Source organism: Roseospirillum parvum (assembly GCF_900100455.1).
GTDB classification, from domain to species: domain Bacteria; phylum Pseudomonadota; class Alphaproteobacteria; order Rhodospirillales; family Rhodospirillaceae; genus Roseospirillum; species Roseospirillum parvum.
Genome location: NZ_FNCV01000004.1, coordinates 280,860 through 292,949 on the forward strand (window position 1 = coordinate 280,860; position 12,090 = coordinate 292,949).

Annotated in this window: 10 protein-coding genes; 2 read left to right on the top strand and 8 right to left on the bottom strand. The window is 67.8% G+C overall.

The window, feature by feature from the left end; genetic code table 11:
* Window positions 1-58: 58 nt before the first annotated feature.
* The 7 genes from BLR95_RS08205 to BLR95_RS08235 all read right to left on the bottom strand — a co-directional run bounded on the left by BLR95_RS08205 (window position 59) and on the right by BLR95_RS08235 (window position 6,252).
* On the bottom strand, window positions 59-457 hold the full coding sequence (locus tag BLR95_RS08205; protein WP_092618167.1) for a hypothetical protein: 399 nt from the start codon (window positions 455-457) through the stop codon (window positions 59-61).
* A gap of 136 nt (window positions 458-593) precedes the next feature.
* Window positions 594-1,247 carry an indolepyruvate oxidoreductase subunit beta gene (locus tag BLR95_RS08210; protein ID WP_092618170.1) on the bottom strand — a complete coding sequence of 218 codons (654 nt, stop codon included), beginning with the start codon at window positions 1,245-1,247 and terminating at the stop codon, window positions 594-596.
* Window positions 1,244-3,097 carry a thiamine pyrophosphate-dependent enzyme gene (locus BLR95_RS08215; protein WP_245689368.1) on the bottom strand — a complete coding sequence of 618 codons (1,854 nt, stop codon included), beginning with the start codon at window positions 3,095-3,097 and terminating at the stop codon, window positions 1,244-1,246. The genes BLR95_RS08210 and BLR95_RS08215 overlap by 4 nt, the downstream gene beginning before the upstream one ends.
* Window positions 3,098-3,221: 124 nt before the next feature.
* Window positions 3,222-3,914, bottom strand: a complete 693-nt coding sequence (locus BLR95_RS08220; protein ID WP_092618173.1) for a cytidylate kinase-like family protein — start codon at window positions 3,912-3,914, stop codon at window positions 3,222-3,224.
* A 184-nt stretch (window positions 3,915-4,098) separates the two neighbouring features.
* Window positions 4,099-4,887 (bottom strand): protein phosphatase CheZ, encoded by a 789-nt coding sequence (locus BLR95_RS08225; RefSeq protein WP_176787720.1) that lies wholly within the window; start codon window positions 4,885-4,887, stop codon window positions 4,099-4,101.
* 176 nt (window positions 4,888-5,063) lie between these two features.
* Window positions 5,064-5,663 carry a cupin domain-containing protein gene (locus tag BLR95_RS08230; protein ID WP_092618175.1) on the bottom strand — a complete coding sequence of 200 codons (600 nt, stop codon included), beginning with the start codon at window positions 5,661-5,663 and terminating at the stop codon, window positions 5,064-5,066.
* Window positions 5,664-5,766: 103 nt separating this feature from the next.
* A complete protein-coding gene (locus BLR95_RS08235) occupies window positions 5,767-6,252 on the bottom strand; it encodes an Lrp/AsnC family transcriptional regulator (protein ID WP_092618181.1) in 486 nt (161 codons plus the stop codon).
* 229 nt (window positions 6,253-6,481) lie between these two features.
* On the opposite strand from BLR95_RS08235, the gene ald reads away from it, so the two are divergent.
* Window positions 6,482-7,600, top strand: coding sequence for an alanine dehydrogenase (gene ald / locus BLR95_RS08240; RefSeq protein WP_092618183.1), 1,119 nt, complete (start codon window positions 6,482-6,484; stop codon window positions 7,598-7,600).
* Window positions 7,601-7,910: 310 nt separating this feature from the next.
* On the top strand, window positions 7,911-9,746 hold the full coding sequence (locus BLR95_RS08245; protein WP_092618185.1) for an SLC13 family permease: 1,836 nt from the start codon (window positions 7,911-7,913) through the stop codon (window positions 9,744-9,746).
* Between the two features lie 237 nt (window positions 9,747-9,983).
* On the opposite strand, the gene BLR95_RS08250 is transcribed toward BLR95_RS08245, so the two are convergent.
* Window positions 9,984-11,999 (bottom strand): AAA family ATPase, encoded by a 2,016-nt coding sequence (locus BLR95_RS08250; protein ID WP_092618187.1) that lies wholly within the window; start codon window positions 11,997-11,999, stop codon window positions 9,984-9,986.
* Window positions 12,000-12,090 lie beyond the last annotated feature (91 nt).

Sequence of the window (12,090 nt, forward strand, 5' to 3'; positions counted from 1 at the left end):
GCCGGGGCTCGGCAAGGGGGGCTGGCCAGCCTCCCTGTTCAGGGGCTCAGTTCGGGGCCTAATTGGCGCACACGCCGAGCAGGCAGATCGAACCCGGGCAGTCGTTGTCGGTGGCGCAGGAACGGGCGCCGCCGCCGCCCCCGCCGCCGCGTCCGGTCTCGCAGATGACGCGGGTGAAGCCGCCGCAATGGCCGGTGCAGGTCTGCCCGGTGCCCAGCACGTAGGTGGGTTCCATCAGCTGCCAGCGGAAGTCCACGGCGTGGCTGTGGCCCAGGGCCTGACACACCTTGTCGGCGGCGTACTGGTCGCAGTCCTTGGCCCAGTGGTAGCAGTGGTCGATGACCACGCCGTTGGTGTTCCTGGGATACTCGACCACCACCTGGCCGGCGTTGGCGACACACGGCAGCAGCAGCAGGCCGACGGCCAGGGCCAGCCGGCGGACGGTGGGTGTCCACATGCGCATGGTTCCGGTCCCCCCTTTCGGGCGCGGCGGACAGGGCGGGGCCGCTGGCCGGAGGCGCGGACTCCGCGAACCGGTTCCGGCAATGGTCCCGCCGTCGCCCCCGCCGCGCGGCGAACGGGGCGACGAACCCTTACACGGCCTTGGCCATCTCGCGCTCGCGGGCGGTGGCGCGGCCGGTGTCGAAGGCCTGGGCGTTGAGCTCGACCAGGGCCGGCTTCCTGGCCCGGAAGCCGGCCAGCACGGTGTCGCGCAAGACCTCGGCCGGGAACGGCAGGTGGTCGGCGATGGCGCCGAGCAGGATGGTGTTGACCAGCCGCACGGTGCCCAACTGGCGGGCGATGGCCTCGGCGTCGAAGGCGATGACCTGACGGCCGCTGGCCTGCATCTGCGCCACCGGGTCGTCGGGGTAGGGGAACAGGCCCCCGGAGACGACCAGCGGCGGAATGCGCATGACGTTGACCATGGCGCAGCCGTCGGGCTTCAGGTGGGTGGTCCAGCGCAGCGCCTCGGCCACCTCGAAGCCGATCAGAAGGTCGGCCTCCCCGGGGGCGATGGCCGGGGCGACCACCTTGGGCCCGAAACGCACGTGCGAGGTGACCACGCCGCCGCGCTGGGCCATGCCGGCGACCTCGGTCTTCTTCACGTCGTGGCCCAGCGAGATGGCCGCCTGGGCGAGCAGCTCGGCGGCCGTCATCACGCCCTGGCCGCCGATGCCGCAGACCAGGATGTTGGTGACCGGGCCGACCTCGGGGCCGGTCGCGGGGGTATCGGTGTGGGAGCTCATGGGGTGGCCTCGGCGGTGGCGGGAACGATGCACTTGGGACCGCAGGTGGCGACACAGGTGTCGCACCCGGTGCAGAACTCGCTGTCGATCTTAACGAAGGTCAGCTCCTTCTCGCGGCCCCGGTTGTCGGTGGTGGTTTCGCGCCGGGTGACCATGATCGCCGGGCAGCCGACGGCCAGACAGTTGCCGCAGCCGGTGCAGTCCTCGTCGACCACCTTGAGCGGCGGGTTGTTGCAGAACTTGTCGGTCAGCACGCACGGCCGGTTGGTGCGGATCACCGAGACGCCGGGCGCCTCGACCTCGGTGCGCAGGATCTTGAACAGGCGCGGCAGGTCGTAGGGGTCGACGTCGTGGTAGTGGTTCTCGTCCACGCCCAGGGCCAGACACAGGGTGCGATAGTCCACCTTGGGGGTTTCCATGCCGTGGATGTCGCGCCCGGTGCCCGGGTGGTCCTGGCCGCCGGTCATCGCCACGGTGGCGTTGTCGAGCAGCAGCAGGGTCACGTTGGCCCGGTTGTAGACCATGTTGACCAGCCCCTGCATGCCCATGTGCAGGAAGGTGGAATCGCCGATGGTGGCGACCAGCCGCTTGCTCGGATCGGTTTCCTTGAGGACCGCCTCCAGGCCGTGGGCCATGGTGATCGAGGCGCCCATGCAGGTGCAGGTGTCGACGGCGTTCCAGGGGTGGCCGACGCCCAGGGTGTAGCAGCCGATGTCGCCGGTGATGACCACCTTCTTGCGCAGCTTGGAGAGGCAGTAGAAGGGCGTCAGGTGGGGGCAGCCGGCACACAGGGTGGGCGGCCGGGGGAACACCTCGGGCGCCGTTTCGGCCAGCGCCGGGGCGGGCACGGTTTCGCCCAGCAGGCCGGCCACCGTCTGGCGCACGATGGGGGCGGTCAACTCGCCGTACTGGGGCAGCACGTCCTTGCCGTGGACCGCGACCCCGGCCGCCTTGAGCTCGGTCTCGATCAAGGGCTCGACCTCTTCCACCACCAGCACCTTGTCGACCTTGGCGGCGAAGGCCTTCAGCCGCTCCAGCGGCATGGGGTGGCTCATGCCCAGCTTGAACAGCGGGGCGTCGGGGCAGGCTTCGCGCGCGTTCATCGCCGCCGGGCCGGAGGCGATGATGCCCAGCCGGCTGTCGCTGCCGCTCCATTCCTGGTTCAGCGGGCTGTTGGTCGACTCCTCGGTCAGCCGGCCATCGCGGGCGAACATGTTGGGCAGCAGGGCCTTGGCGTTGACCGGCACCACCACCCAGCGGCGCGGGTTGATCTCGAACGGCTTGAGGGGCGGGTCCAGGCGCTCGCCCACCTCGGCCATCGCCTTGACGTGGCAGACCCGGGTGGTCAGGCGCAGGATGGCGGCCACGCCGTGGCGCTCGGAAACCTCGAAGGCCTCCATCACCATGTCGCGGGCCTCTTGCGAGTCGCCCGGCTCGAACACCGGCATGTGGCCGAAGCGGCCCCAGTAGCGGCTGTCCTGCTCGTTCTGCGACGACGACAGGCCGACATCATCGGCCACCCCGATGACCAGCCCGCCGTTGGCCCCGGGCAGGGTCTGGCTGAGCAGCGGGTCGGCGGCCACATTGAGGCCGACGTGCTTCATGGCGCAGAAGGCCCGCCCGCCGGCGATCGAGGCACCGATGGCCACTTCCAGCGCCACCTTCTCGTTGACCGACCACTGGACGTTGATGTCCGGGTAGTCGGCCAGGCTTTCCAGGATCTCGGTCGAGGGCGTGCCGGGGTAGGCGGTGGCGACGCGGGCCCCGGCCTCCCACACCCCCCGGGCGACGGCCTCGTTGCCCGACATCAGAAGCCGGCTCAGGGCCGGCGCCTCGGCGATCACGTTCACGGTAGCGGTTCCCCTTTGTTCCGGCGGCGGGTCGGCAAGGCGGCGGACCCGCGCGATACTGTCTGGATGGGCGGTGTTGCTGGATGGGCGGTGGTTGCTGGGTGGGCGGTCGCCGGCGGGCCGGTCAGTGGCCGCCCTGACCGCCCTGGGCGGTCTGAATGGCCTGGGTGGCGGCGACCAGGGTGTCGACCAGCGACTCCCAGTCGTTGAGCCGGTCGGTGTTGAGGACCAGATCGAAGGCGCTGGCCTCGCTGGTCCGCACGTGGAACAGGTCCCACACGAACTTGCCACGGTTGTGGTTGATGTCCTTGACCTGCTTCAGCGCCGCGTCTGGGGTCAGGCCCTCGGCCTTGGCCAGCCGGCGGGCGCAGACCTCGGGGCTGCCGGTGATGCGCACCCGAAGCGCCGCCCCGGAGGACAGCACCACGTGCGAGCCCCGGCCGACCAAAACCCCGCCGGCCTTGGCCAGCGACAGGATGACGTTGACCAGATGGCGCTTGGTGGTGCCCAGGCCCAGGTCGCGCCCGGTGACCAGCCCGGTCAGCCACATGTCGCGCGCCTTGCCGACGCTTTCGTCGATCATGCGGGCCACCGTGGCATCGGTTTCCAGGCGCGCCGCGACGTGGGTGACCAGTTCCTGGTCGTAGCACGGCACGCCCAGACGCTCGGCCAGTTTGCGGGCGATCTCGTCGCCGCCGCTGCCGTGGTCGCGCGACACCGCCACCACCGGCCGGGCGATGCCCAGCGGGCCTCCCTCGCCGGGGGTTTCGGTGGCCTGGATCACGGCCTGCATGGCGGTTTGCAGCGTGGCGGTCATGGCGGCTGTTGCCTTTCGGCTTTCGTCGGTCTCGTCCCCGGGGTGCCCTTTGCCGGGCAATCCATTTCGCTTTTGCAACACGACTATAGCACCGCCGTCGTCGCCCCCGGAAGACCTGAAGGTGATGCCCGGTGGGCGGCCGGGGCCCGGCCGATGGCGCCTTGGCGGGTCGACTTGCGGTCGGTCAGTCGAACAGGGCGTCGATGTCGGCCTGACTGATGGCGCTGGCCTTGTCGCCGGGGCCGTTCAGAAGGTGGGCCTCGTCGTCCGCCTGGGCCGCGGTTTGGGGGGGCTCGGCGGCCAGCTCCTCGATCTGGTCGCTGCCCCAGATGGCGATCATGCGGTCAACCCGATCCTCGACATACTGCAAGGTGGTGACCACCTTGGAGACCCGCTGCCCGGTCAGGTCCTGGAAGTTGCAGGCCTCGAAGATGGCGACCACGCAGTCGGCGGCGTCCTCGGCCAGATGGTTGATGTTGGCGTCCCCGCTTTGCGCCTTGATGGTCTGCATCAGGCCGTCGATCTTCTCGGCCTGCTCCAGGATGGTGTGGGTGGCCTCCTCGGTCGACTCGACGATGGTGTCGAGTTCGCTGGTCGCCGCCACGATGCGGTCCTGCTCGGAGTCGCGGTAGCGCAGGGCGGCGATTTCCCGCTTGGTGTCCTGGATGCTCTGGGCCAGGGCGCGGATCTCGGTCTTGAGGATGGCGATCTCCTCGCGCTCGCGCTTGATGTCGGCCTGTTCGTCGGGCGTGATGCAGTGTGGCGCATGACAGCCGGCGGCGGTCTGCTCCGGTTGCTCCGACCTGCTCTGGCGTACTTCCTGGCGCAGGGCGGCGAGCTCCTGATGCAGCGCGGTCAGCGCCTCCAGCACCTCGCCCGGGGCGGCGGAGGGGCGGGTGCCGTCGTCCTTGCGCTGCTGGTCGCGGCGCACCTCTGCGGTGAAGCGTTTACGGGGCGGCGAAAGGGGGCTCATGACGCTCAACCTCGGGAACGGGACAGGATCACGGGGAACAGGGCGACAGGCGCCCGTCAGCGGCCGGTCGGGGGGTGGCCCTGTCCCACCATCCAGCATCCCTCAATAATCCCTGGGGTTCAACGCGTCCAGTGGGCAGCGTTTCCGGGACCGCCGACAAAGCGCTGCCGAGACCGTCAGGGGCGGCGGTTGCCTTTCAGGATCAGGGCGTTGGTGCTGGCGCTGACGACCCGGGCCGGGCCCTGGGACGGGTTGCGGAAGCGGTGCGGCACGCCGGTGTCGATGTGATAGCCGTCGCCGGCGACCAGACGGCGCACCTGATCGCCCACCGTCACCTCGATCTCGCCCTCCAGGACCAGCCCGGCTTCCTCGCCCGGATAGGTGATCATGTCCTGACCGGTGTCGCCGCCCGGCTGGTAGTGTTCCAGCATCAGGTGGATGTCGCGCCCCTCGCCGCGCCCGCCGATGCTGGTCAGCGAAAGGTCGCCGAAGCTCATCTGGGCCATCTCGTCGGCCGGGAAGAAGAGCTGGGTCGGTCCGCCCGAGGGCGGGGTGAAGAACTCGGCCAGGGTCATCGGGATCCCATCCAGCACCTTCTTCAGCGACGACACCGACGGCGACACCCGGTTCTGCTCGATCAGCGAGATGGTCGAGTTGGTCACCCCGGCCCGCTTGGCCAACTCGCGCTGCGACAGCCCACGCCCGTCGCGGATGGCCCTCAGCCGGGCGCCCAGGTCGAAGCCCTTGTCGCCCCGTGGCGGGGTATCGCTGTCCATGCCGGTTCTCTCCTCCATCACCATGTCGCGGGGGGGCGTGCCCCGATTGGTCGATCCGCCATAATGCCGACTTGCCGGGGGAAAGACCACAGCAGCCTGAAAGTTACGATGTTTCGGGAATCGCCATTTGGGTGCGCCGGCACACCGTGCGGATGGCGAAGCTGGAGCGCAGCGTGGCCACCCCGGGCAGACGGGCCAGGAACTGGCGGTGCAGGCGCTCGTAGTCGGCCATGTCGGCGACGGCGATGCGTAGCTGGTAGTCGGCCTCGCCGCCCATCAGATAGCATTCGATGACTTCCGGGCCGTCGAGCACCGCCGCCTCGAAGGCGTCGAGCACGCTTTCGTGCTGGCTGGTCAGGCGGACCTCGACGAAGACGCTGGTCGGCCGGCCCAGCCGCGCCGGGTCGAGCCTGGCCCCGTAGCCCTCGATGATGCCCGCCGCCTCCAGCCGCGCCACCCGCCGGTGACAGGCCGAGGCCGACAGCCCCACCGCCTCGGCCAGGGCGGCGTTGGTCATCCGGCCGTCGCTCTGCAGCAGCCCGAGCAGGCGCCGGTCGATCTGATCGAGGCGGGCCGGGGGGGTGGGCATGCCGTGGAAGTTCCTTCGATGGGACGGCCAAAAAGCGGTGAAAGATTGCGTCAGGATGTCCTTTGGAGCGCCATTTTGCAAGGACATGCGCCGCCCGTCCAGCCTACTCTTTAACCATTCAACGTCCAGTCGACCCTTTGACGATTCAAGAAGTCCGCAAGTTCAAAGAGGCTTCACAAGTTTAAATTCGCAAGTTCCAAGAAATTCAACCGGCAAGGAGGCTCATGCCATGCGGATCGGTGTTCCCAAGGAAATCAAGAACCACGAGTATCGGGTCGGTTTGACCCCGGCCAGTGTGCGCGAGTTGACCCATCACGGCCACGAGGTGGTGGTGGAAACCGACGCCGCCGCCGCCATCGGCCTGCCCGACGAGGCCTACACCCAGGCCGGGGCGCGCATCGCCGACAGCGCCCAGGCGGTGTTCGCCGAGGCCGAGATGATCGTCAAGGTGAAGGAGCCGCAGCCCGCCGAGTGCCGCATGCTGAAACCGGGCCAGGTGCTGTTCACCTACCTGCACCTCGCCCCCGACCCCGAGCAGACCCGCCTGCTTCAGGAGTCGGGCGCCATCGCCATCGCCTACGAGACGGTCACCGACCGGCGCGGCGGCCTGCCCCTGCTGGCTCCGATGAGCGAGGTCGCCGGGCGCATGGCCATCCAGGCCGGCGCCCACTGCCTGGAGCGCGCCCAGGGCGGGCGCGGCGTGCTGCTCGGTGGCGTGCCCGGGGTGCCGGCGGCCAAGGTGGTGATCCTCGGTGGCGGTGTGGTCGGCACCAACGCGGCGCGCATGGCCATGGGGCTGGAGGCCCACGTCACCGTGATCGACAAGAACCTGGACCGGCTGAAAGAGCTGGATATGCAGTTCGGCCCCATGCTGAACACCATCTACGCCACCGTCGACGCCATCGAGGAAAACGTCCTGGCCGCCGATCTGGTGGTCGGCGCCGTGCTGGTGCCCGGCGACTCGGCGCCCAGGCTGGTCAGCCGCGAGATGGTCGCCAACATGCAGCGCGGCGCGGTGGCGGTCGACGTGGCCATCGACCAGGGCGGTTGCTTCGAAACCTCCAAGCCGACCACCCACGCCGAGCCGACCTATCTGGTCGACGAGGTGGTGCACTACTGCGTCGCCAACATGCCGGGCGGCGTGGCCCGCACCTCCACCCTGGCCCTGAACAACGCCACCCTGCCCTTCACCCTGGCCCTGGCCGGCAAGGGCTGGAAGCAGGCCCTGGCCGACGACGCCAACCTGAGGAACGGCCTGAACGTGCTCGACGGCCGGATCACCTGCGAGGGCGTGGCCAAGGCCCAGGGGCTGGCGTACACCCCGGCCGAACAAGCCCTGGGGCTGTAACGGCGCCCTGAAATCCACAAGAAAAGGCCCGCTTCCCTGGTTGGGGAAGCGGGCCCATTCCGGGTGCCGATGCTGGGGGGATCGAGGGACGCCACACCCGGAACCTGATCGACTTTCTCGGTTCTGCGCTGTTGAGAGCCATTCTAGGCCTCTCCCGGGGCCCCTCCTGTGATCGTCGTCACAGGTCGCGAAATAACCCAGCCGGGCGGGGTGTCATCAAATCCTCGCGCCGGCCGGGGCTGGGCCTTGCCGTGGAACGTCCCCATGTGGGGCTGGAAACGCCGCCAACGCCAGCTCCCGGGGAGGGGACATGACCGCCGACATGATCACCGTTTTCGCCATCCTTGGCGCCACCATCGCCCTGTTCGTCAGCGACCGCATCCGGCTCGACGTGGTGGCCATGCTGGCCGTGCTCGCCCTGGCCCTGACCGGGCTGGTCAGCCCCCAGCAGGCGGTGGCCGGCTTCGGGGCCACCGTGGTGGTCATCATCGGCGGCCTGTTCGTGGTCGGCGAGGGACTGTTCCGCACCGGCGTCGCCTTCCGGGTCGGCGACTGGCTGGTCGACACCGCAGGCACCGGCGAGGCCCGCCTGACCTTCCTTCTGATGGGCGTGGTGGCGGTGCTGTCGGCCTTCATGAGCTCGACCGGCGCCGTCGCCATCTTCATCCCGGTCGCCCTCCGGCTGGCCGTCAAGGCCGGCCTGCCGCCCGGGCGCCTGATGATGCCGCTGGCCTTCGGCTCGCTGATCGGCGGCATGCTCACCCTGATCGGCACGCCGCCCAACCTGGTGGTCAGCACCCAGCTTCAGCGGGCCGGCCTCGCCCCCTTCGACTTCTTCGATTTCACCGGCCCCGCCTTCCTGATCCTGCTGCTCGGCCTGGGCTACATGCTGACCATCGGCCGCCGCCTGCTGCCCGGCGGCCGACCCGGTCCGGCGGGCGGCCGCGAGCGGCGCAGCCTGCGCGACCTCGCCGCCCACTACGGCATCGCCGACAAGCTGGTGCGCCTCGACATCGGCCCCGGCTCGGCGCTGGACGGCCTGACCGTGGCCGAAGCCGCCCTGCGCAGCGAATACGGCATCACCGTGCTCGGCTTCGAGGAGGCCGGCTCGTTCGGGCGCCGCGTCTCCCCGGCCCTGGCCCACAGCCGCTTCGAGGCCGGCCAGACCGTGCTCGCCGTGCACAGCGCCCAGAACGACGACGAGTTGGCCCACATCGCCGCCACCCTGGAAATGACCGCCCACCCGCTGGACGAGGCGGCCGAACGCATCATGGCCCGACAACTCGGTCTGGCCGACGTGCTGCTCACCCCGGACAGCAACCTGATCGGCAAAACCCTCAAGGAAACCCGCTTCCGCCACCGCACCGGCCTCGGCGTGCTGGCCGTGCAGCGCAAGGGGCGCCCGGTCAGCGGCAACTTCGCCACCCAGCCCCTGCGCTTCGGCGACGCCCTGCTGCTGGGCGGCGGCTGGAAGGAAATCGCCAACCTGCGCGAAGCCCGCCAGGACCTGGTGGTGCTGCGCTTCCCCGAGGAAATGAACGACGTCGCCGAAGCCCCCGACAAGGCCCCCCACGCCCTTATCATCGCCCTCGCCATGCTCGGCCTGATCAGCCTGGAACTGATGCCCACCGTGGTCGCCGTGCTCGCCGCCGCCGTCGCCATGGTGCTCTCCGGCGCGGTCGCCACCAGCGGACTCTACCGGGCCATCAACTGGCCCAGCCTGGTCCTCATTGCCGGCATGCTCCCAATGGCCACCGCCCTCGAAAACAGCGGTGCCATGGCCCTGATCGTCGATACCCTGGTCGGCAGCCTGGGCAGCATCGGACCAACCGCCCTGCTCGCCGGACTGGTCGTCCTCACCTCGGTGTTCAGCCAGGTCATCAGCAATACCGCCACCACCGTGCTGGTCGCCCCGATGGCCATCGGCGCCGCCCAGTCGCTCGGCATCTCCCCCTACCCGCTGCTGATGGGCGTAGCCCTGGCCGCCTCCACCGCCTTCGCCACCCCAGTCGCCTCGCCCGTCAACACCCTGGTCCTGGGACCCGGCGGATACCGCTTCAACGACTTCGTCAAAGTCGGCATCCCCCTGCAAACCGCCGCCCTGATCCTGACCATCGCCACCGTGCCCGTGTTCTTTCCGTTCTAAGGGAACAGGGGAACTCGGGGGCTCCGCCCCCAAACCCCCGCCGGGGGGACAGGGTCCCCCCGGACCCCGCCAATTCGTGGGTGTGGAACGCGCAAGGCAGAGCGGGGCACTCAGGGTGCTTGGCGCCGCGCCCCCTCAAAAGGGGTTTGGGGACCTGACGGCTCTCCTCAAGCTCCTTTTCACCTGTTCTGGAGGGCGGCGCGGCTACGTACGAAGTCCTCCGGAATGAAAAGAGCGCTACTTGAGGGCCCTGTTGATCGCCTCTACCAAGCCCTTCCATTGCTCCCGCTCATCCTCCGTGAGGTCGGAGGCCTCGTGAGTGCGTGCCCATCGCAGAAAAGCCTTGGCCAGCTTGTACTTCCCAAAGTCAGGCACCTCATTCTCGAACAGGCTGATGATTGGGCGGTTCGGTTGCTCCTTTGCCTTCGCTTCGACATCCCAGCCTAGATCATCCTTTGCCACAGCAACCAACGTTTCCCTGAGCATGTCTTCGATTTCAGCCTTGGCGATAGGCGTCTTGAGATGATCTTTTGTGCGCAGGATCGCCCGCTGCTTTAGGGCGTGAATGAGTTCCTCCCGATTGGCTTCGTTGTCGCCTGCGGTGTCGGAATCGAGGAGCGCTGCCACCTTCAGTTTGTGAGCGTGAAGTATGGTGGCAAAGTACGTGACCCGTCCGGCGGTGCCGGCCGGAATAACCGCGATCTTCTCGTTCATATCGGCGATTTCCCCTGCCCTCAGCAGTTCGGCCATCGCTGAGAGGTAGAAGTAGTCGGTGAGCCCTTCTGCAACGAGGTTGCGCTCTTGGGAGAAAAGGCTGTGGGCCATGTCGTAGCCGAGAGCCTCCTGAAGCGGGAGCAGGGAAGCCGGGTCCTCGGAGGTAACCGAGGTGTTGACCTTCGTCCCCTTTGAACGGTCCGTCATCTCGACCACACGAACGAGGTCGAGTTCCCCGGAGCCCACGAGGAAAGGGGAGTGCGTCGTGAAGATCGTCTGGTTGGACTCCGCCAGTCGCGAAATGGTCTTCTGGAACTCGCGTTGCTTGAGCGCATGCAGGCTGACGCCTGGCTCGTCGAGCAAGAGCACGGCATTCTGGAGTTGCCCCTTGGCCTCCGAGAAGAAGACCACGAAAAACGACACGAGCCACTGGAAACCTTCCGAGCGCTGATCGAGATCGATGTTCGTGCCGATCGAATCCTGAACCGTGACATTGAGGTACGGGCCATCAGCCTGGATGCGCATCGTCTTGGCTTCATCCCTTCCTGGGTCCGGATTCCATATCCGCCGGATTTCCCGGGTCAGGCGTTCCTCGGCTGAGTCAAGGCCCGCGCGGCGCTCGTCGATGCGCTCTTGGATCTTAGGGTCGTGGTCCTTCCGCTGAGCGTCACTGATGCGGCCGAGGTCCGCGAGCTCCTTGGCTTCGTAGCCGAGAAGGTTGAGGAGGCATAGGTTGCCGTAGTCCTCCCGCTCGATGGGCTCCGGGCCCCCTTGCTTCCGTGCGAGAGACTCGAGATGGAGACGGGCCCTGACCCTGAAATAGTTGTTGAAAAGCACGAACCGCGGCACCTGCTTCTCAAGAGGCTCGACTGCGGATTCAATCGCATCGTCCGCTTTCAGTTTATCCTCGACCCTTTCGAGCCGCTGCTCATCTTCAGATTGTTCGGCGATATCAGGAACGACAACCTTGAGCCACTTCTTGATCGCGTCGCGGTCGACCGCTCTGAGCGATCCGTCGCTCGGGATGGACTCTTCGATCTTGTCGAGTTGCGCGCTTGCGCTCGGGGTCCGGGGCGGATCGGCTGCTTCCGCAGTCTTGTCCGCGTGGGCTGCAATCCGCCTGAGGTCGTTCTTGATGTCCTTGTGGGTCAGCCTGTCGAACTCGCCCAGGAGATCGCAGTTGCGGTGGTTATCGAGGAAGGCCGTAACCTTGAGTCCAGTTACCGCAGAGCGGATGTGTTCTGGGAGCACTTCGCGATCTGCATCCTCTAGTTCGAACACCGCTGTTGCGATAGGGATTTCGCTGGGCTCTCGCGCGCCGCTTTTGATGTCCTCGTTGTAGCGGCTTCTTGGATAGTCCCGGAGCGGGTGGAGCGGTTTCACGTCCTTCGGAGGGTTGATGTGCTGGAGCGCCGCCAGGATGGCCGACTTCCCCGCCTCGTTGATCCCGACAAGGATAGTCTTGTCCCGGTCGATTTCGAATTCGCCGCTGTCCATGACGCTGCGGTAATTCTGGACCTGTGCCTTCTTGACTCTCATGGGCTTCGTTACCGTTTCGTTCCAGCTTGGACTTCCGGGCGCCGAAGCGCCCGGAATAGTTATTCTGTGGCTGGAGGCAGACGAAGGTCTG